At 45.3% G+C, this 21,193-nt stretch carries 15 protein-coding genes and 1 pseudogene; 5 read left to right on the top strand and 11 right to left on the bottom strand.

Annotation, left to right across the window (positions count from 1 at the left end):
* From QVP94_RS05210 to QVP94_RS05200, 3 genes and pseudogenes are all read right to left on the bottom strand, one after another.
* Positions 1-291: pseudogene (locus QVP94_RS05210) on the bottom strand (endonuclease/exonuclease/phosphatase family protein); the annotation flags it as partial.
* Positions 292-398: 107 nt separating this feature from the next.
* Positions 399-1,079, bottom strand: a complete 681-nt coding sequence (locus QVP94_RS05205) for a YiaD family glycine zipper/OmpA-like lipoprotein (protein WP_005856698.1) — start codon at positions 1,077-1,079, stop codon at positions 399-401.
* 46 nt (positions 1,080-1,125) lie between these two features.
* Positions 1,126-1,449, bottom strand: a complete 324-nt coding sequence (locus QVP94_RS05200; RefSeq protein ID WP_005856696.1) for a hypothetical protein — start codon at positions 1,447-1,449, stop codon at positions 1,126-1,128.
* A 430-nt stretch (positions 1,450-1,879) separates the two neighbouring features.
* Here QVP94_RS05200 and QVP94_RS05195 point away from each other — a divergent pair, with 430 nt between their 5' ends.
* Positions 1,880-2,962: a sensor histidine kinase gene (locus QVP94_RS05195; RefSeq protein WP_227804871.1), complete on the top strand. Its 1,083-nt coding sequence runs from the start codon at positions 1,880-1,882 to the stop codon at positions 2,960-2,962.
* A 122-nt stretch (positions 2,963-3,084) separates the two neighbouring features.
* Here QVP94_RS05195 and clpB read toward each other — a convergent pair whose 3' ends face one another.
* Positions 3,085-5,673: an ATP-dependent chaperone ClpB gene (gene clpB / locus QVP94_RS05190; protein WP_022192119.1), complete on the bottom strand. Its 2,589-nt coding sequence runs from the start codon at positions 5,671-5,673 to the stop codon at positions 3,085-3,087.
* A 340-nt stretch (positions 5,674-6,013) separates the two neighbouring features.
* The gene (locus QVP94_RS05185) at positions 6,014-6,646 is read right to left on the bottom strand and encodes a DUF4858 domain-containing protein (protein WP_008778334.1); all 633 of its coding nucleotides are present in this window, start codon (positions 6,644-6,646) and stop codon (positions 6,014-6,016) included.
* Between the two features lie 151 nt (positions 6,647-6,797).
* Between QVP94_RS05185 and yaaA the strand changes: the two genes are divergently transcribed.
* The 3 genes from yaaA to QVP94_RS05170 all read left to right on the top strand — a co-directional run bounded on the left by yaaA (position 6,798) and on the right by QVP94_RS05170 (position 12,058).
* Complete coding sequence (gene yaaA / locus QVP94_RS05180; RefSeq protein ID WP_022192118.1) at positions 6,798-7,562, top strand: peroxide stress protein YaaA; 765 nt, start codon at positions 6,798-6,800, stop codon at positions 7,560-7,562.
* 97 nt (positions 7,563-7,659) lie between these two features.
* Positions 7,660-8,730, top strand: coding sequence for a 6-bladed beta-propeller (locus QVP94_RS05175; protein WP_022192117.1), 1,071 nt, complete (start codon positions 7,660-7,662; stop codon positions 8,728-8,730).
* An 85-nt stretch (positions 8,731-8,815) separates the two neighbouring features.
* Positions 8,816-12,058, top strand: a complete 3,243-nt coding sequence (locus QVP94_RS05170) for a S41 family peptidase (RefSeq protein ID WP_005862101.1) — start codon at positions 8,816-8,818, stop codon at positions 12,056-12,058.
* Positions 12,059-12,148: 90 nt separating this feature from the next.
* On the opposite strand, the gene QVP94_RS05165 is transcribed toward QVP94_RS05170, so the two are convergent.
* From QVP94_RS05165 to pheT, 6 genes are all read right to left on the bottom strand, one after another.
* Positions 12,149-13,333, bottom strand: a complete 1,185-nt coding sequence (locus QVP94_RS05165) for a glycosyltransferase family 87 protein (RefSeq protein WP_005862099.1) — start codon at positions 13,331-13,333, stop codon at positions 12,149-12,151.
* A 141-nt stretch (positions 13,334-13,474) separates the two neighbouring features.
* The gene (locus QVP94_RS05160; protein ID WP_005862097.1) at positions 13,475-14,881 is read right to left on the bottom strand and encodes a DUF5723 family protein; all 1,407 of its coding nucleotides are present in this window, start codon (positions 14,879-14,881) and stop codon (positions 13,475-13,477) included.
* 36 nt (positions 14,882-14,917) lie between these two features.
* Positions 14,918-15,976, bottom strand: a complete 1,059-nt coding sequence (locus tag QVP94_RS05155) for a DUF4621 domain-containing protein (protein WP_022192116.1) — start codon at positions 15,974-15,976, stop codon at positions 14,918-14,920.
* 132 nt (positions 15,977-16,108) lie between these two features.
* Entirely contained in the window at positions 16,109-16,873 is a 765-nt protein-coding gene (locus tag QVP94_RS05150; RefSeq protein WP_005856675.1) for a hypothetical protein, read from the bottom strand.
* A gap of 146 nt (positions 16,874-17,019) precedes the next feature.
* Entirely contained in the window at positions 17,020-17,751 is a 732-nt protein-coding gene (locus QVP94_RS05145) for a YebC/PmpR family DNA-binding transcriptional regulator (RefSeq protein WP_005856672.1), read from the bottom strand.
* 39 nt (positions 17,752-17,790) lie between these two features.
* On the bottom strand, positions 17,791-20,253 hold the full coding sequence (pheT, locus tag QVP94_RS05140; protein WP_005862093.1) for a phenylalanine--tRNA ligase subunit beta: 2,463 nt from the start codon (positions 20,251-20,253) through the stop codon (positions 17,791-17,793).
* A 254-nt stretch (positions 20,254-20,507) separates the two neighbouring features.
* Between pheT and trmD the strand changes: the two genes are divergently transcribed.
* Positions 20,508-21,182 carry a tRNA (guanosine(37)-N1)-methyltransferase TrmD gene (gene trmD / locus QVP94_RS05135; protein ID WP_008772076.1) on the top strand — a complete coding sequence of 225 codons (675 nt, stop codon included), beginning with the start codon at positions 20,508-20,510 and terminating at the stop codon, positions 21,180-21,182.
* The last annotated feature ends 11 nt before the right edge of the window (positions 21,183-21,193 follow it).

Raw genomic sequence — 21,193 nt, 5'->3', positions numbered from 1 at the left:
TTTCCCTATCGGAATCTCTTTTGGGAAGACCCGTATCTGGAACATCGATATCAAAAACTCCCAGTTCAACAATAACGCCGCCAAAGGTACCCAGCACCAATGACTCCTAAAGACACACCACATCAAGAAAAGACATAGATTGGCCGCCAATACCGGTAATAACACCAATCCGGGAAACGAGATCCACTCCTTCCCTTCCGGATTAATACGTCCGGTAGCGAATCCGGCTATGGCCGCCACGACAAAAGCGATCGTAATCAACACAAATAAAATATATATCAACTTCTTCATCCTTCCTATCCTGCGATTTAAACAAAAAAGGGACTATCCCGAAAAGACAGTCCCCCAATTCATACCCTATAACCTGTCCGCTTCCGGCAGGGATAGCTTAAAAAAACTTATCGAAGCGTTCCTTGTTGAGCCTCTTGGATCATTTTCTGATTAGCCAAGATCACGATCTCAACACGACGGTTCAACGAACGACCCTCGGGAGTGTCATTGCTAGCCACAGGATCATGTATACCTTTACCTTCATAAACCATACGATCCGTGCTTACCCCCTGCATCATCAGGTAATCGTAAACGCTCTTCGCACGTTTCTCGGACAAGGTCTGGTTATAATCCACCTTACCGGTGTTATCCGTAAAGCCGATGATTCGGATATCCGTATCCGGATTGGCCTTCAAACTGGTAGCGAAGTTACGCAAGGCACTCTTGGAAGCGTCGCTCAACGTACTTGAGTTCGTGGCAAACAAGATACCGGAGTCAAAAGTAACCTTCAAGGCCTCACCATTGTTCACGCTCTCGATCTTCGTGTCCTCAGGCAGGGTAGCTTCCAGCTCCTTCTTCTGCTTATCCATTTTCTTACCGATTAACGCACCGGCTGTACCACCTACGGCCGCACCGATCACGGCACCCAATGCGGTATTTCCGGCCAAGGCACCAACACCAGCTCCGACAGCGGCACCACCGCCTACACCGATCGCCGTACCCTTCGCCGTGTTATTCCACGTTCCGCAACTCGTAAACACCACTGCCATACATAGCAGTAAAACAGATAATAATTTAATGTTCCTCATCATCTTCTACAATTTCACTTAAACAACTTTATATATATAACAAATATCAATCAAACATGTTGATCGAATCGCAATATTCAAGTTCTCCTTGTACTATAAAAGTGATTTCCTCCGGCTCGAATTTGCCTACGCCGTCTTTCTGGGCGTTTTTAATTACATAATTTACAACCTCTTCCTCATCGATCTCGATCTCATCGTCGCCATCATCATCTAGCATGCCATTAGATTCATAGAAGTCGTAGATCAAGTCTACGATATAGTTGATATCGTCATTACTGAACTTTCCTTTCAGTTCTTGGGGAAGATAATTCTGGATAAATTTTACGGAATCATCCTCGTCGTAAAGTAGCTCGTCATTGTTCGTGCTCATAATTAATCTTGTTTAATTGGTTTGAATAACGGCAAATGTACGGAAATATTTTGATTTTATATCCCAAAAACAATTAAGCTTATTTACGGACGTGACTTAACAAAAGCAAATGCCCCTACTTGAACATAGTTCTAAAAGAGCTTAGGTTTTATAGGAAGCAAAGGTAATAAAAATACTTGATTATCATATAGACCTATTATTTTTTATAGCTTCCGGGCAATTTACTGTTCCGCATGATATTTTCTTTGAAAGAATATATTTCCAACCGAGTACCCCAAAGAGACTTCCAATATCTTTATGGATCACAAAAAACACTAAAGCCAGTCTTATTTGTGTTAAAATCAAAATACACTCCATCATTTATTTACATATAGTCATTTGATACTCAAGTTCTTTTAGAACTCAGTAAATGTATTAAATTATGATTACAATGGAACCTAAAATACAAAGTACCACAAGTACCCGAGCTCTCAGGAGCAAAATCGGGCCTATCAAGGCTTACTTATTCAAGACCTCATATGTAATCAGTCCAATCACGCCAAGCGATCTTAAACATTCCATGAAAGGTGCCTACAAATCATTCCTGTCTAAAACCGATCAAGCATACGGCCATTCCACGTCAACAATCAACCCCAAACTTTACCCTATTTCTACCTTTAAGCAAATGAGCCTCGTAGTAGTCCCGAGTTTCATGATAGAGTCCCCATTCGAGGTAGTGGCGATAGCTCTTATCGCCTTTCTACTTATCCTCCTTTCGATGAGGGAACATCGGCATAAGAAAGACATTCTTGACACCGAACGAAATATGGCCGAAGAAGTGATCCGCTTACGTGAGAAGGCGGAAGAATCAAACCGGTTGACAAGTGCTTTCCTCGCCAATATGAGCCATGAGATACGGACCCCATTGAATGCGATCGTAGGTTTCTCGACCCTTATCAGCGAAAGTGAGGATAAAGAGGAGATCAAAGAATTCGCTAAAATCATTCACGCAAACAATGAGCTACTCCTTAATTTAATCAATGACATACTCGATATGTCAAAAATAGAAGCCGGTATATTGGATTTCCTTTATACGGAAGTAGAGATTAACGAGCTTATGCAAACCCTATGGCGGAGTTACCGATTCAAGATCAAGGAAGGAGTAGAATTCCGCACGGAACTGCCTGCGGAAAGCTACATTATCCATACTGAGAGAAACCGTTTATCCCAAGTACTGGCTAATTTCATCAATAATGCTTGCAAATACACTTTCGAGGGAATGATAACGATCGGATATGAAATAAGGAAAGACGATATTTATTTCTTTGTTACCGATACGGGAAAAGGGATAGCGGAAGAAAATATCTCCCGTGTTTTCGATCGATTCGCTAAATTAGATTCCTTCACCCAAGGTACGGGGCTCGGGCTGTCTATCTGTGAATTAATCATTAAACATTTAGGTGGAGAGATCGGCGTGGAGTCAAGCGTTGGAAAAGGATCTACATTTTGGTGCACGGTTCCCACCCGGAAATAATCGCACCAAGCCGTATCTACCTATTAGTGAAAAATAAAAAGGCGGAATGATTCACATAGGATCATTCCACCTTCATTATTTTATAGAAACACCACGCTTAACGTCAAGCGTTCAAGTCTACTTTAGTTCTTAAATTCCAGACCATCGTCTTTCCTATCGATCACGATCGGGCGGTTACGGTCTACCGTTCCACCCAGCAAAGCCTTTGACAACTCGTTCAAGACATACTTCTGAATGACACGTTTTACCGGACGGGCACCGAATTGAGGATCGAAGCCCTTGTCGGCGATAAAGTCCAAGGCCTCGTTCGTGAAGTCCAAGGCGACACCGTTCGTAGCCAACATCTTCTTCACGCTGTTCAACTGCAAGGATACGATCTTGCGAATCTCCTCCTCGTTCAGCGGAGTAAACATGATGATATCGTCGATACGGTTCAAGAACTCCGGACGGATCGTCTTCTTCAACAGTTCCAGTACTTGGATCCTCGTCTCGTCTACCACCTTGTCATGCGTGGCGGGTGTCATCTTCTCGAAGTTCTCACGAATCAAGGAAGAACCTAGGTTACTTGTCATGATAATGATCGTGTTCTTGAAGTTGACAACACGGCCTTTGTTATCCGTCAGCCGTCCATCATCCAAGACTTGCAACAAGATGTTGAATACATCCGGATGCGCCTTTTCGATCTCATCGAACAAGACAACTGAGTAAGGTTTCCGGCGAATCGCCTCCGTCAACTGTCCACCCTCATCGTAACCCACATATCCCGGAGGCGCACCGATCAAACGAGTCGCGCTGAATTTCTCTTGATACTCACTCATATCGATACGGGTCATCATATTCTCGTCATCGAACAGATACTCGGCCAACGCCTTGGCCAACTCCGTCTTACCCACACCGGTAGTACCGAGGAAGATGAAAGAACCGATCGGTCGTTTCGGATCCTGTAAGCCGGCACGACTACGACGAACCGCATCGGCGATAGCGTTGATCGCCTCTTCCTGACCGATCACACGGGTATGAAGCTCGGACTCCAGACGTAATAACTTATCTTTCTCGCTCTGCATCATCTTGCTGACTGGAATTCCAGTCCAACGGGATACCACATCGGCGATATCGTCGCTATCCACTTCCTCCTTGATCATAGCTGCGGCACCTTGCATCGTCTTCAACTTAGCCTGTACCTCCCTGATCTCCTCTTCCTTTTGCTTGATCTTACCGTAACGGATCTCAGCGACCTTGCCGTAATCACCCTCACGCTCCGCCTTGTCAGCCTCAAACTTTAGGTTCTCGATATCGATCTTATTTTGCTGGATCTTATTGATCTGCTCCTTCTCGCTCTGCCACTGAGCCTTTTGCTTGGTCTCCTCCTCCTTCAAGTCGGCGATCTCCTTGTTCAGTTGCTCTAATTTCGACTTGTCGTTCTCACGCTTGATCGCCTCACGCTCGATCTCCAACTGTTTGATACGCCGGGAAACCTCATCCAACGACTCCGGTACGGAATCGATCTGCAAACGCAGACGGGCGGCGGCCTCATCCATCAAATCGATCGCCTTATCCGGCAAGAAACGATCCGTGATATAACGGGTAGACAACTGCACGGCGGAGATAATCGCATCATCCTTGATACGTACCTTATGGTGATTCTCGTATTTCTCCTTCAGACCACGAAGGATGGAGATCGTATCCAACTCACTCGGCTCGTCTACGATAACGGTCTGGAACCGACGCTCAAGCGCCTTATCCTTCTCAAAATACTTCTGATACTCATCCAACGTCGTGGCACCGATCGAACGTAGCTCACCACGAGCCAAGGCCGGTTTCAAGATGTTAGCTGCATCCATGGCGCCTTCGCCTTTACCGGCTCCTACCAAGGTATGGATCTCATCGATAAAGAGGATGATCTCACCCTCGGATTTCGTAACCTCGTTCACCACCGCTTTCAAACGTTCCTCGAACTCGCCTTTATATTTAGCTCCGGCGATCAACGCGCCCATATCCAACGAGAAGATCTGTTTAGACTTCAAGTTCTCGGGAACGTCACCCCGAACGATACGATGGGCCAACCCCTCAGCGATAGCAGTCTTACCTACACCCGGCTCACCGATCAAGATCGGATTGTTCTTCGTACGGCGGCTCAAGATCTGCAAGACACGGCGGATCTCCTCGTCACGTCCGATCACGGGGTCCAGTTTACCGCTACGGGCACGCTCGTTCAAATTGATGGCGTATTTTCCTAAGGCATCGTACGTCTCCTCGGCGGATTGGCTTGTCACCTTATTTCCTTTACGCAACTCCTCAATCGCTTGACGTAACTCTTTCTCTGTCACGCCGGCGTCTTTCAATATCTGTGAAGCGGTGCTCTTTTCCGTGAACAACGCCAAGATGATCGGCTCCAACGATACATATTGATCCCCCATTTTAGAGGAATAATCGATCGCCTTCTGTAAGACAGCGTTCGACTCGCTAGAGAGATAGGGTTCGCCTCCCGAAACCTTAGGATAAGATTCGATTTGGCGATCCAGTACCATATTCAGGTTTTGAGCGTTTACCCCTAATTTCTGAAAGATAAAATTAGTAACACTCTCACCCGTCATAATGACAGCTTTCAACAAGTGAACCGGTTCGATAACCTGTTGATTATTTTTGGTAACCAACTGTACGGCTTGTTGAACAGCCTCCTGCGCCTTGATTGTAAAATTGTTTAAATTCATATATTTAAGCTCCTTTCTTATATTCTTTTCTAATTTATTTTACACTTATATCTTTACAAAAGAAATACCAAAACGAAAATATGACATTTTGTCTTAATATTATAAAACAGAATAGAGAACTCCCCGTCAAACCGTCCATTTCGGATGTCATTAGGACGTATCTTTTCAGAAAGAACAAAAGAGAGAGAAAAAGGTTTTGATAGTAAACGCACAGTATCTAGGTAAAAACAGTCAATGTTCTCAAAAAAACACGTACGAGTTTTTCCGGAAACACGTACATGTTTTTTGAAATTCACGTACGTGTTTTTTTCGAGTGGTTATATCCTATAAATCCAACAATTTACGGATAGTCATTATAATACTTCCACGTATTCTCCCGTTTCCTGTTTCTCTTCTTATCACGGGCACTTTTCCAGAAAATAGTCTCTAGTAAATCCTCTGCGTCGAAATAGACTCTTATGGTAGCAAGTACCCCTCCCCTTCGCTGGCCATCCTTCACGACATCCGAGTATATATTAGTCAGTTTTACGTTGGCAGCCATAGGAACCTTACCTACCTTAAACTCTTTCCAATCCTGATTCTTAGGGAGCCTAATCGTGTGCGCTTGCTTCTGTATGGCCAATGAACGGGAAGGTGACTTAAAATTCAGCAGCATGAATAGGACTGGGGTAATCGAATCATAATTAGTCAACCTACGTAAAGTATCTAACTGTACATATTCCGAGAAGTCTTTCGTAATCGGCAACTCACTTGGTGAGGATAACATATGGGTTCCCGGTTGATCGGGTCGTAGAAAAGTCCCGCTTTCTATCGCCTTCTGAAACTCAGGATTCAAACGTATCTCCTCCTTGCCGGATAAAAATTCTTGCAGGCGCAAAGAATCCTGTTCCGTCCACTGCGCATGGGCCATCGTAGGTAGGATGAATACTATCAAAAGGAATATAGGTCGCATCTTCACATCTCTCATCTTCATAATCCTCATTACATTTCTATCACCAAGACTCATTCCTCCATTAAATCCCCCATTCGAGTCGAGATACTTTAAGATTTATTGGGATGCTTATACCCTATTTGAATCTTAATATGGATTACCTTTATGCGATCAATCCAAATCCAATATAGATATGTTGATATTATTATCTCCGGCTAAGACAATGACCGGGACATCCAAGATAAAAGCGCCGCAAGGCACGACTCCACGTTTCCAGCAAGAGGCGAACGAGATCGCCCTGCATATGACCCAATTTCCCATTGACGAATTAAGTCGTATCCTCAAGCTCAGCCCGAAACTGGCGGCGGAATGTTACCGCAGATACCAAGATTTTCATGCGGAAGACAACCAGCCCTTGCAAGCGATACTCGCCTATACCGGTGTCGTATTCAAGAATATCAGCCCGAAAGACTTCACGGAGGAGGATTTTCTTTTCTCGCAAGAACATATGCGTTTCGTATCGGGATGCTACGGGTTACTTCGCCCATTAGACCTTATCAAGCCTTACCGGATGGAGTTCGACGTAAAAATCCCGGAACTAGGCGACGGGAATATGTACGCCTTCTGGAAGGACAGGCAAACAAATACATTAATCCATGACGTCCGACAGGGAGACAGAATCCTACTGAATCTAGCCAGCTTGGATATCCAACCCTCTTTCCAGTGGAAGGAGGTGGAGCGATCCGTCCGGATCATCACGCCCGAGTTCAAGGTCTGGAAGAACGGCAAAGCGGAGACGATCGTGATCTATGCCAAGATGTGCCGGGGACAAATGAGCCGCTATCTCATAAAGAACCGGATTTCTGACCCGGAGGCATTAAAAGCATTCACATGGGAAGGCTTTTCCTATAAAGAATCCATGTCCGAGGGGGATAATTGGGTATTTCTACAAGAATAATTCTAGGCTTATCCAATAAAATCAGATGATCTACGTTTTATAAGAACAATTCGTAAAAATCATAAAAAGGTTTATCCTTCTTTAATTTAGCGGTGATATGAAAAGAACCTTTACATATTTATTACTACTTGTTCTATTGGTTTGCGGAAAGCAAGCCTATAACCTGTTAATCTCGAATGAATCGATCCGGAGCAACCCTACCGGAGCCTTGTCTGACATCGCGGATGAGGTAATCGCCATTCCATTACAGGACTCAGGGACGCATTCGATCAAGGAGGCCAAGTATATCCGTCAAGAGGGAGACAACCTATTCCTTATCAGCAATGAGACGCTTTACCGTTTCAATCGCAAGGGAGAATTTATCTGTCGCATCACCCATCCGGATGACATACGGGTAGCGGGGTATGTAGTGAACCCGGCCAACCAGCAGCTGATCGTACTTGGAAACACGGACGATATTTTCTATTACTCATTCAATGGTGATCTCCTTACCCGCAAGAAACTGAAATGCGACCTTCCGGAGAATAGGCATATGCTATCCATATCCATGCACAATAACCGGATATTTACCACCGAGGAATGTGTTCATGGGGATACGGCAGGGCAAACCGCCACGATTGAGAAACAGATCGTTGAATACGATTCCTCTTTCCATAAATTACAATCTCATACGATCCGTCCGGTCGATCTGGAACGTTCCGCATGCCCGATCGGTTGTCTCGCCCCGGAAGTAGCCGTGGAGCCCGGAAGCGGAACGGTTTATGCCTACGCCCCCTCCTATCAACCCGGGAACTTATTACGGGACACTTTATATATTAAGCAAAAGCGGCAAAGCCAAGCCTTGGAGAACCTTGCCGGAAAGAATACACTTCCTTTGCTACCGATCCGCATGGGTAGCCGTTTCTGGGTATCTACTTACTATAACGCAGAGGATGAGTCCAGAAATTACACCTTCTGTTATGATACGGAGAAAGAACGATGCTGGCAGGTAAAAGAAGGATTAAAAGATAATTTTTATCAAACCGGTAATGTGCGACGAATGGACCCTATCGATCCCTATTGCCATTCCTATTGTTTCAGCAAATCCGGAGAGGATCTGCGAAATACTTTCCCCGCACAGGCCCAAGGGGAAAGCCTCGTATTATTTATCGTGAAATTGAAAGGGTAAATCCAGTTAATATTTCAATAGAGAGCAGACTGATGGGTACAAAATAATATGTATCTTCGTACCATTCTAAAAAAGCATTAAGTACATGAAAAAACTTTTAACCTGCATTGCCTTGGGCTTTGCGACTACCAGCTACGCTGTAACCCCTTTGTGGATGCGTGATGTACAAATTTCTCCTGATGGAACAGAGATCGCGTTTTGTTACAAAGGAGATATCTATAAAGTACCGGCCAAAGGAGGAACAGCGACACAACTTACCACCCAAGCATCGTATGAATGCACGCCAATCTGGTCTCCGGACGGAAAACAAATCGCTTTCGCCAGCGATCGTAACGGCAATTTCGATTTATTCGTAATGCCCTCCAACGGTGGAACGGCACAGTGCCTCACCACTCATTCCGCCTCCGAGATTCCATCGGCCTTTACTCCCGACGGCAAATACGTACTCTTCTCCGCATCCATACAAGATCCCGCCCAGAGTGCCTTATTCCCGACCTCGGCCATGACGGAACTTTATAAAGTGCCGATCGGTGGCGGACGTACGGAGCAAGTATTGGGAACACCCGCCGAGATGGTTTGCTTCGATAAATCCGGAAAGACATTCTTATACCAAGACCGTAAGGGCTTCGAGGATGAATGGCGTAAACATCATACCTCGTCCGTCACCCGGGATATATGGATGTACGATACGCAAACTGGAAAACATACCAATTTGACCGACCATGCGGGAGAAGACCGCAACGCCGTATTTACCCCGGATGGACAGACGGTTTACTTTCTGAGCGAACGCAACGGAGGTTCTTTCAATGTATATTCATTCCCTCTCAACACCCCACAATCTATAACGGCGGTTACTAAGTTCAAGACACATCCCGTACGTTTCCTCTCTACAAGTAGCGACAATACATTATGCTACACATACGATGGCGAGATCTATACACAACGTCCGGGAGTCAATCCGCAGAAAGTGCGGATTGATTTGATCCGTGACGATCAAGAGCAAATCAGCGATCTGAATTCCAGCAAAGGAGCTACCTCTGCCACCGTATCCCCCGATGGCAAGCAGATCGCCTTAACCCTAAGAGGCGAGGTATTCGTCACCTCGGCCGATTACAACACGACCAAACAAATCACCAATACCCCGGCCGCCGAAACAGGCGTATGCTTCTCGCCGGATAACCGTACCTTGGCTTACGCCAGCGAGCGTGGTGGTAATTGGCAACTTTACTTGGCTAAGATCGCCCGTAAGGAAGAAGCTAATTTCCCGAACGCAACGATTATCGAAGAGGAAGTTCTCCTGCCTTCTAAGACCGTAGAGCGTAATTATCCTCAATTCTCACCGGATGGTAAGGAACTCGCTTTCATAGAAGATCGTATGCGGCTGATGGTAGTCAACCTTGAGACGAAGAAAGTACGCCAAGTCACGGATGGCTCCACATGGTATAGCACAGCCGGCGGTTTCGATTACTCATGGTCGCCGGACGGTAAATGGTTCACGCTCCGGTTTATCGGAAACAAGCACGATCCTTATTCGGATATCGGCTTGGTTAGCGCGCAAGGCGGGGAGATTACCAACCTGACCAATAGCGGTTACACCAGCACCTCCCCACAATGGGTACTGGATGGAAACGCCATCTTATTCACCACCGAGCGTTACGGAATGCGTGCGCATGCCTCATGGGGCTCCTTGAATGATGCCATGCTGGTATTCATGAATCAAGACGCTTATGATAAATTCCGCTTGAGCAAAGAGGATTATGAGTTGCAAAAGGAACTGGAAAAGGAGCAGAAAGAGGTAACCGGGGACAAAACCGACGACAAGAAAAAAGAAGATAAAGCCGATGAAAAGAAAGACGAAAAGCCCAAGGATATCGTAGTGGAACTGAAAGGCATCCAAGATCGTATCCTACGCCTTACTCCTAATTCCTCCGAAATGGGTAGTGCCGTCATCTCGAAGAATGGCGAGACCTTATATTATTTCTCGGCTTTCGAAGACAAATACGACCTGTGGAAAATGGACTTGCGCAAGAAAGAGACCAAGCTACTCCACAAGATGAATACCGGATGGGCGAACATGGAAATGGATAAGGAAGGTAAGAACCTGTTCTTGTTGGGTAGCAATTCCATGCAAAAAATGGATATGGGATCGGAGAAACTAACACCGATTCATTACCAAGCGAACTTAAAAATGGACTTGGCCGCCGAACGTGAGTATATGTTCGACCATGTCTATAAACAAGAGCAAAAACGGTTCTACAACGTGAACATGCACGGCGTAAATTGGGACGTTATGACCGCCGCCTACCGTAAGTTCTTGCCACATATCAATAACAACTATGACTTCGCGGAGTTGCTAAGCGAATATCTGGGAGAACTCAACGTATCTCATACCGGAGGACGCTTCCGTCCGCAAACAAGCGGCAATATTACCGCCAACCTAGGCCTACTTTTCGATTGGAACCATAGCGGCAAAGGTTTATTAATCGCTGAGGTAGTGGAAAAAGGCCCGTTCGATCACGCACGTTCCAAGGTAAAAGCCGGTACCGTCATGGAGAAAATAGACGGGCAAGAAATAACCCCGGATATGGATTACTCCAAGCTATTAAACAATAAGGCCAAAAAGAAGACCTTGGTTTCCCTCTACGATCCACAAACCAAAGAACGTTGGGAAGAGGTAGTCTTGCCTATCAGTAACGGTGAGTTAAATAACTTGCTTTATACCCGCTGGGTGAAACAACGTGCCGCCGACGTGGATAAATGGTCGAACGGACGATTGGGATACGTCCATATCCAATCCATGGGAGACCCTAGTTTCCGCTCTGTCTACTCCGATATCCTAGGTAAATATAACGACCGGGAGGGCATCGTCATTGATACCCGCTTTAATGGTGGTGGACGTTTGCATGAGGATATCGAGATCTTGTTCAGCGGAGAGAAATACCTCACCCAAGTGACACGTGGCCGGGAGGCTTGCGATATGCCTAGCCGCCGCTGGAATAAACCTTCCATCATGCTCCAATGCGAGGCTAATTATAGTAACGCACATGGAACCCCGTGGGTTTATAAGCATCAACACATCGGACGTTTAGTTGGTATGCCCGTACCGGGAACAATGACTACCGTCTCTTGGGAAACCCTGCAAGATCCGACGCTGGTATTCGGCACACCTATTACCGGTTATCGCCTGTCGGACGGTAGTTACTTAGAGAACACACAGCTGGAACCGGATGTTAAAGTCGCTAATTCTCCGGAAACTGTTGTCAAAGGGGAAGATACGCAATTGAGAACAGCGGTACAAGAATTACTGAAAGAGATCGATAAAAAGTAGTTTAAAACGAGACTACTCTCATCGCTTGTCGGGAGTAGTCTCGTTTTATTATGTAACCTTCTATTAAAAAACAGGCGATATTCACTCTGCCTAAGTCGTGATATGCTTATAGGGAGAATGACTAAAATCCAAGAAACACATCTCATAGCAAATGGTCAGCCACACCACAATGCAAGGCCAAGCTTTTATCACATACGGACGGATCAGTCCATTCCGGACAATCGATGGAACCAACTCTGTAGTGGATAAGCCAACAATCACCAAGGTAGCTATCCAAAGCCAATAAGTATATTTCTTATGGGGCGATACACTGCATATATACCAGATAGCGGCTCCTATCATCGCTATGATATACCCACTCGCCTCGCTTCCCGTACTGAATAATACGACAAACAATAAAACATTAGCCAACAGCATAAAGCGAAAAGCCAGATATTTATATTGAGAGATCCTCAAATATGGAATGCAGAATAAAATCAAGCCCGGTATGATAAGCCACATATCGCTATACTCCGCATTCCCGGATATCTTTCGAACCACTCCTAATAATGATATATTTTGCGGATCAGCGAACATATTCAACATATTTTTCACCTTCAATCGCTCAAACCAATCTATATACTGAGAGATCACATACTCAAACCCCGGTGTATAAAGCACCGGGATCACAAAGCAAACCAATCCCCAGAAAAGACAAGAGACTAATAATCTCACTTTCTGCCTTGAGAAGAAAAAGAACGCCAATCCCACGATTGGATAAATCTTGATAAATGTTCCGAGCATAATAATGCCTGCCGCCCAGAAATCCTTTTTCTCCAGTATCAAGACAAATGATAATAAGATAAAGGCCGCTACTGATATATTGAATTGCTGTACTCCTTGAGCCGTCATCAACTCACAATACGAATACCAATAAATAATGATTTTGGGGGTACTCGACAATGGCAATCGGCTAATCGCATAAAATAATAGGGCGGTATTCCCCGCTATCCATAAGATCATACCCAGCCATTCCGGTAACAGGGCGAAAGGAGCTATGATAAGACTGAATAAGACTCCATAATGGTTTGAATCATAATATTCCGGATAATGATCCCCATATAAGGTTAAGCCTTCGATAGCATGCCAGTAGACTCCTTCAAATATCTTATAATTATTATATTTCCCGATCAACAACTTGACAATAGCAAAAATAACACCTGTTAGCATCCATACCCCGAATACAGTCCGGGGCTCTCTCCATACCGGATGGGTGGCTAAAGTCTTTAATCTCATATCCAATTTCTTCCTTTCAATCAGTCCACAAAGATAAAAAACCTAATAAAACGAGCCTAATAAAAAAGAAAAGACTGTCTGGGTATATAACCCGGACAGCCTTTTCCTTTATGATACAGACTCTATTCTGAGTATTCCCTATTAATTAGCGAATGATTTCAAAGGAACACTTACTCCCATGTAAAGATTCATGGCGTTACCGCTGACCGGTAAGCATTGTGGAGTTACCTTTGTCAACATATAATCCGATCCGATAAAGAAATTGATCCAAGACGGTGAGAAATTCAAGGCGATACCATACGTCTTGAACTTACTATGGATAAATGAGTAGCTCAGCGTAGCCTCAAACCATTTCACCGGACGGTAATTACCGGACAATGTCAGTTCCGTATAGGCTTTCGGGGAATAAAGACGAGTGCTCGACAATAAACCGATACCTAACTTGTTTTCCAGCAAACGGTACTCGCCACCGATATTGATTGTCGAACGAAGACGGGTAGTGCTTCCGGACTCACCCTCTTTCTTGAAATGAAGCAAGTTCTCGAAATCTTCCTTGATAGCGTCAAACTGATCGCCCATGCTCGGTATATCACCGTTATTCTCGCCAATAGCCAGATCAAAGCCGTTAAAGTCGAAAGTTCCATCCAACTTACCTAGCGTGCTACCTCCCTTGCTCCAGCTGATAAAACCTAAATCAAGGACAGCGGCGGATAACATGATATTCTCGGTCAATTGGTACGTAGCACCCAAGTCCACTCCCATACCGAAACCGCTAAGACCCGGAGAATCGAAATCAAAGCTATTATAATAATCACGGCCTTGCTCGTCTACTTCCATTTCCGGAACCAAGCCTTTCATATTCGTCTGCAATGTACCGGTAGAGGTAACTTTCCAGCTAGTCTCTCCCATCTCAGCATGCATCTGATCGATCGTAGCGTCCATAGAACCTACGCCCCATAACAATTTAACCTTACCTCCGACTGTCAACTTATCCGTGATAGGACGAGAATATCCTACACCTGTCTCCAAATAAGCCTCGGCATACGCCCTGATATTACGGATATCATACGTACTCTGAGATCCATTACCCTTTTTCATGAACTCGAACAATGTCTTCGGAGCACGAATATTCGCCAATCCCTTGATAGAAACATCAACCGTCCAGAATCCCTTGCCGGCGTACCAGCCACCGGATAGAACCTGCGTACCAAAATCCATGTTTACCTGATTCTCGTCCTTCAAGCCATTCAGGAAAGACTCGGTATTCACGGAGTTATCCATGAACGTAACGGTCTCACCATTCTTCGGATAAATAAAATTATCCACAGCTATTCCGTTCGTACCATACGAAGCGCCAACCGCACCTAATACCGGAATGGAAACATAGCCTCTCTCGGGACGATACGCCGGATTCATCGTCGTGCGTGCCGTAGAGGATTGCATGAAGTAAGAAGTTCGTATTTGCTGGGCGGATACCGACATCCCCACAGTGGTCAATAAACATAAAGCGCACAGACCTCTCTTATACATATTATATATAGTATTCATCTTTCTTTTTCGTAATTTAAATGGTTAGTACTGGGATCAAATAGAAATTCCGCCTTCTTTCTTAAGTTTCAAGTTGAAGGTCGTTTTCTGGCCTTTCTTCAAAGCCTCGCTTTGATCTCTACCCGTTAAATGTAAATTCAGGTCTATATGACGTGCGTCCTTCATTTTCGGCATATCCTCCTTCGTGATCTCGAAGACAACCTCTCCGGATTGTCCTTTTACCTCTTGCGCCGGGAATTGGATATCTACCGGTACATTGTTCTCATCCATGATCACCATCTCGATAGACATATCGAACGGCATCTCGTTCGTAACCTCTCCATAGATCTTCGCGCTTCCGTCCGAGAAAATATAGTCTACGAAATCCTCATCAAAAGCGTCCTCGATCCGCTCGACGGATACGGCGCTAAATTCCGGTGCCGGAGTCAACGGAAGCTCTACCGCATAGCGTAACTCGCTCAAGGCATCCATAGGAGCGTTCGCCCATTGTTTGCTATCGGCGGACAAAGACAAATGTATTTTTTGAGGAACAATCTGTACGATTCCCGGTAACTTCTCGTTCTTGACAAACTTAAAAGCATCCGTCTTCGGATCAAGAGGGCCGATCCAAATATTAGGAGACACCGTTGACAAGGTAAAACCAGAGGAAGTAGCCTCCTTTTTACTTGCGTTCTCAGCCTCGATAGACAAGCTACAATCCAAAGAGGCATTCTTTACATTCGACTTTAATGTAATATGGGGATTCGTTAACGCCAAAACGAAATCGCCATCAAACAAACCATCGATATCCCCAGTCGTTATATCTTCCGAGGCGATCTCCACTTTATCAGAGGCGGCCCGTAAGCTTTTCCCCTTAATCTTCATCTCTCCATCATAGATCATGACGTAAGCCCCGTCGACTTCCCGAATGGAAGGGACTTTCTCTACATTCACAACGTCATCCGACGTTACATAACCCGTACCGAGGGGAGCTATCCAAGACTCACCCATTACCGCATCGTCCGTATTGACATCGCTTAAATCATACTTACTATCCACACATGCCGCTAAACAGCAAGATGATAGCAATAGCATCACTAAATGTTTGTTTTTCATATAAAGTTATTTTTATCAAAATTATGACCCTAACAGCGCGCAAAAATAAACAAAATAAATGAAAGTTTAGCCATAAAAAAAGAGTGGCATCGTATTATTAACGCCACTCTTAGCTTATACTATCTTTGACAATCAAAATATTCTTCCGCAAATACGAATCTTCATGACCGGATAAACCGTTAGCTTGTCCATGATCTTCGTAAAGGTATCATCCTCGTCTATCTCATTCAACAAGTCCTTTACATCCCCTGAATCCGTATACACCTCCGGTTTGCCATGGAATTGCACACCCAGCTCAAACATCACGCCAACCCGTTTCTTAGGAACCGCACGACCGAATCCAAGACCTAGATAAGGACGAAAACCGGACACTTTCAATCCACCGGATACATTACCGTTATTATCCACCGGAATCGTATAATCACCGATAACTATGCCCGCACTTTCTCCTTGGGCGATCAGGTCTTTCAGCTTATCACTATGCCCTTCTATCTTCACCAAGGAAGAACCACCGAAATAGGCGCCGGCCGCAACGAAGAACGAAGAAGCGTGAGGAAACGGGTAAACATTCACCAACAACTGTCCGGAAGTACGTTTCAAGCTACCTTTGACATCCATGGAGTATGTATCATTATACACACCCGCTCGCGGATCGTTAACATCTACATCCACGTCCGTATTAATGCTGAAACCCGGCATAAAGGTAAGACCACCTCTCAACGCCAGATAAGGCGTAATAGGAGTAGCGACCTCCACATCTACACCCGTCAAACCAACACCCACTCCTGCCGAAACAGAATTGAAAATCCCTAACTCCTTTTGAGCTGAGATAAAATTACACGTCGCAAACATGCTCACGAACGCACAAAGAAGAAATAGTCTTTTCATTTTCACCATATAAGTTAAATTGTTATTCACCCTAGACTCACAAAAATAAATAAAAAACATGAAACATTCGTTGTAAAAAAGAAAAAGCGACATCGAATTTGCCTCGATGTCGCTTTTTTACGGATAAAGTATACTATTTTACGTATAAGCGTACGTTATTCCTCCTCAGAATCGTCTTCCTTCATATTATGGAATACGTTTTGAACGTCTTCGTCTTCCTCTAATTTCTCGATAATCTTCTCGATAGACTCACGCTGTTCCGGAGTAACCTCCTTCAAATCGTTCGGAATACGTACGAACTCACTACTCAAGATCTCGAAACCATTCTCCTCCAAATATTTCTGGATCGCCGAATTCTGCGCGAACTCACCATAAAGAACAACCTCGTCCTCGTCTTCCTCAACCTCATCTACACCGAAGTCGATCAACTCCAACTCTAGGTCTTCTAAAGAAAGATCCTCTTTTTTAGCGATATGGAATACGCATTTATGATCGAACAAGAACTCCAAGCTACCGGATGTTCCCAGAGAACCACCGTTCTTATTGAAATAACTACGAACGTTGGCTACCGTACGAGTCGTATTATCCGTAGCGGTCTCAACGAAGATAGCGATACCGAAAGGACCATATCCCTCATAGTTCATCTCCTTATAATCCGTGAAATCCTTGGATACGGCACGTTTAATGGCACGCTCCACGTTCTCCTTCGGCATATTCTCCTTTTTGGCGTTCTGCATCAACACACGTAAACGAGGATTATTCTCAGGCTCCGGCCCACCTTGTTTTGCCGCGATCGTGATTTCCTTACCTAACTTCGTGAATACACGGGCCATATTGCCCCAACGCTTAAACTTTCTCGCTTTACGAAACTCAAACGCTCTTCCCATATGTTTATCAGTTTATCTTTATTTTATGTAATTAAATTCTTATCTCAATTGAGCACCTAGCTTTTGTTCCAGATTCGTCTGGATCTTCTTCATGATAGCGTCGATCTGCTTATCGTTCAAAGTCTTGCTCTCATCTTGCATGAAGAAGCTTACGGCATACGACTTCTTGCCCGCCGGAAGGTTCTTGCCCTCGTAAACGTCGAACAGAGATACTTCCTTCAATAGCTTGCGATCGCTATCCTTAGCGATTTTCTCAACCTCGCTAAACTGTACGCTCTTATCAAGCAACAACGCCAAGTCACGTTTAACGGCCGGGAACTTGGAAATCTCGGAGAAGGTTACTTTCGCCTTCTTGATCTCCTTCATCAATTGGGTCCACGACAACTCAGCGTAATAAACCTCCATATCGATATCCAGCATCTTACGAAGTTTCTTGCTTACGATACCCATCGTACCCAATTGACGTCCGGAACCGGTCGTGATGCTTAGGCCCGAAGAATAGATATCATTCGTCAAGTTACCGAAAATAACCCGTTTCATATCCACGCCCAAGCGGGCTAAGATATTCTCTACGTAAGCCTTCAACTCATAAACGGAAGATTTCTCGTCAGGATGCGCCCAGTTGTTCTCCACCCGGTTGCCGGCTACCCAGATGCCTAGACGGTAATCCTCGCTGAACTGCGCCAAGGTCTCATCTTCCTTCTTGTTATCGATATTATAATCATAGCAATTACCGAACTCATAGAAACGGACATTGCCATTCTTACGCTTCATGTTATGCTCGATGCTCTCCAAGCCTCCGAACAACAAGGTCTGACGCATGCAGTTCAAATCAGCGCTTAACGGGTTCATCAACATGACACAATGCGCTTCCGGATAAACAGACAGATCCGTATAATAAGCGGAGCGTGTCAAGGAATTGTTCATGATCTCGTTGAAACCACAACCGCAAAGTTGCTCCGAGATCAAGTTCTGCAATTTCCAGCTACGATCCGTAGGAGTCTGGTAACTTAAATTGGACTTCACGTTATCGCTGAACTCCACGTTATTATATCCGTAGATACGAAGAATGTCCTCGATCACGTCTACATCACGCTGCACATCGATACGATATACGGGAACATGCAAAGTCAAGCCCTCGGCAGTCTCGGATACGATCTCCATCTCAAGGCTTGCCAAGATACTTTTCACGGTTTCTACCGGAATATCCTTACCGATCAACGTATTGATCTTCTCGTAAGTCACCTCAACCGTATACGGTTCCGCCACGGTAGGATAAACATCCTGTACGGCACCCGTGATCTTACCTCCCGCCAACTCTTGTATCAACAAGGCGGCACGTTTCAATACATACATCGTATTGTTCGGATCCAAACCACGCTCGAAGCGGAAAGAAGCGTCCGTATTCAAGCCAAAACGACGAGCGGTCTTGCGAATCCACGTCGGATGGAAACAAGCGGATTCCAAGAATACGTCGGTGGTCTCCTCCGTCACGCCGGAATCCAAACCACCGAACACGCCACCGATACACATCGGTTCCTCGACGTTACAAATCATCAAGTCACGATCGGTCAACGTACGCTCCACGCCATCCAACGTGACGAATTTCGTACCAGCCTCGGCCGCCTTGACAATCACTTTATTTCCTTTGATCTTACCCGCGTCAAAAGAGTGTAAAGGCTGCCCTAACTCATGCAGGATAAAGTTCGTTATATCCACTACGTTATTGATGGGACGAAGGCCGATCACACGCAAACGGTTTTGTAACCACTCCGGGCTCTCCTTCACCGTAACGCCCTTGATCGTAACACCGGAATAACGGGGACAAGCCTCCGTATTCTCTACCACGACCTCTACGCCCGGTGTCTCGTCGTCAATCTTGAAAGCGTCTACCGAAGGACGTCTCAATTCGGCGGGCTTGCCGTTTTGCTTCAAATAAGCGGCCAAGTCACGGGCGACACCGAAATGGGAAGTAGCGTCTACACGGTTCGGGGTGATATCCACCTCCAGCACGTAGTCGCTCTTTACATTATAATAATCTTTAGCTAACGTACCTACAACAGCATCGGCGGGAAGTACGATAATACCGTTATGGTCGGTACCGATACCGATCTCGTCCTCGGCGCAAATCATACCGTTGGACTCAACGCCACGGATCTTGGATCTCTTGATGGTAAAGCATTCGTCACCGTCGTACAGTTTCGTACCGTTCACGGCTACGACCACTTTCTGTCCGGCAGCCACGTTCGGGGCACCGCATACGATTTGTAAAGGAGCCTCGCCACCTACATTTACGGTCGTAATATGTAAATGGTCAGAATTCGGGTGTTCCTCACAAGTTAACACTTCACCGATAACCAGTCCCTCAAGTCCGCCCTTAATGGTTTGAACTTCCTCTACTCCACCGGTTTCCAAACCGATAGAGGTAAGCGCCGCAGCAACTTCTTCTGGCTCCAGATCGAAATCAAGATACTCTTTCAGCCAATTGTAAGATATATTCATCGCTATAAAATTTATTCTCTAAAGAGACGGCCTCTATTGATAGCCGCCGAATTGATGGACAAAAGTACGAATAATAATTCAAACGATACAAAAATATCCTCATGAACTTCTACGAACTCTTAACTGCGCCAACGCATGCGTTTCATTCATTCTTAATTTTCTATCACGAATCATAGATAATAGAGACTCACTTTACGATGAGTCAGAATAAAGATGTACCTTTGCGGGAGGTTTTAACGTTACAACTATTTTTTATGCGTATAGATATACTTACCGTACTTCCCGAGATGATCGAGGGGATGATTAATTGCTCTATCGTCAAGAGGGCGCAAGATAAAGGATTAGCAGAGATTCATTTACATAACCTACGGGATTACACCACTAATAAATGGAGGCGGGTGGATGATTATCCGTTCGGAGGAGAGGCCGGAATGGTGATGCAGATCGAACCGATAGACCGGGCGATCTCAGCGTTGAAAAGCGAACGGGAATATGACGAGGTAATCTATACCTCCCCGGATGGCGAGACACTCAACCAGCCCATGGCCAACAGTATGTCTTTACTAAATAATATGATTATCCTCTGCGGGCACTATAAAGGGATCGACTATCGTATCCGTGAGCATTTGATAACGAAAGAGATATCCGTAGGAGACTATGTCCTTACCGGAGGAGAGCTGGCCGCCGCTATCATAACCGACGCCGTGGTACGCTTGATACCGGGAGCGATCGGCGACGAGCAAAGCGCCCTCTCCGACTCCTTCCAAGATGACTTACTGGCCCCGCCTGTTTATACACGTCCCGCCGATTACAAAGGTTGGAAAGTACCCGAGGTACTATTATCCGGGCACCAGCGCAAGATCGAAGAATGGCGCTTGCAACAAGCACAAGAGCGTACGGCACGCCTCCGACCGGATTTATTGAAATAGCGGCGGGGGCG

The organism is Parabacteroides sp. CAG:2, assembly GCF_000436315.1.
GTDB lineage: Bacteria > Bacteroidota > Bacteroidia > Bacteroidales > Tannerellaceae > Parabacteroides > Parabacteroides distasonis.
This window is presented reverse-complemented; position numbering and strand designations above follow the sequence as displayed.

Excerpts from the sequence above, each read along its gene's own strand:
- QVP94_RS05195 (WP_227804871.1), top strand. The coding sequence starts at position 1,880 with ATGGAACCTAAAATACAAAGTACCACAAGTACCCGAGCTCTCAGGAGC.
- QVP94_RS05175 (WP_022192117.1), top strand. The coding sequence starts at position 7,660 with ATGAAAAGAACCTTTACATATTTATTACTACTTGTTCTATTGGTTTGC.
- QVP94_RS05205 (WP_005856698.1), bottom strand. The coding sequence starts at position 1,079 with ATGAGGAACATTAAATTATTATCTGTTTTACTGCTATGTATGGCAGTG.
- QVP94_RS05160 (WP_005862097.1), bottom strand. The coding sequence starts at position 14,881 with ATGAATACTATATATAATATGTATAAGAGAGGTCTGTGCGCTTTATGT.
- QVP94_RS05165 (WP_005862099.1), bottom strand. The coding sequence starts at position 13,333 with ATGAGATTAAAGACTTTAGCCACCCATCCGGTATGGAGAGAGCCCCGG.
- trmD (WP_008772076.1), top strand. The coding sequence starts at position 20,508 with ATGCGTATAGATATACTTACCGTACTTCCCGAGATGATCGAGGGGATG.
- QVP94_RS05150 (WP_005856675.1), bottom strand. The coding sequence starts at position 16,873 with ATGGTGAAAATGAAAAGACTATTTCTTCTTTGTGCGTTCGTGAGCATG.
- QVP94_RS05155 (WP_022192116.1), bottom strand. The coding sequence starts at position 15,976 with ATGAAAAACAAACATTTAGTGATGCTATTGCTATCATCTTGCTGTTTA.
- pheT (WP_005862093.1), bottom strand. The coding sequence starts at position 20,253 with ATGAATATATCTTACAATTGGCTGAAAGAGTATCTTGATTTCGATCTG.
- QVP94_RS05145 (WP_005856672.1), bottom strand. The coding sequence starts at position 17,751 with ATGGGAAGAGCGTTTGAGTTTCGTAAAGCGAGAAAGTTTAAGCGTTGG.
- QVP94_RS05170 (WP_005862101.1), top strand. The coding sequence starts at position 8,816 with ATGAAAAAACTTTTAACCTGCATTGCCTTGGGCTTTGCGACTACCAGC.
- QVP94_RS05200 (WP_005856696.1), bottom strand. The coding sequence starts at position 1,449 with ATGAGCACGAACAATGACGAGCTACTTTACGACGAGGATGATTCCGTA.
- yaaA (WP_022192118.1), top strand. The coding sequence starts at position 6,798 with ATGTTGATATTATTATCTCCGGCTAAGACAATGACCGGGACATCCAAG.
- QVP94_RS05185 (WP_008778334.1), bottom strand. The coding sequence starts at position 6,646 with ATGAAGATGAGAGATGTGAAGATGCGACCTATATTCCTTTTGATAGTA.
- clpB (WP_022192119.1), bottom strand. The coding sequence starts at position 5,673 with ATGAATTTAAACAATTTTACAATCAAGGCGCAGGAGGCTGTTCAACAA.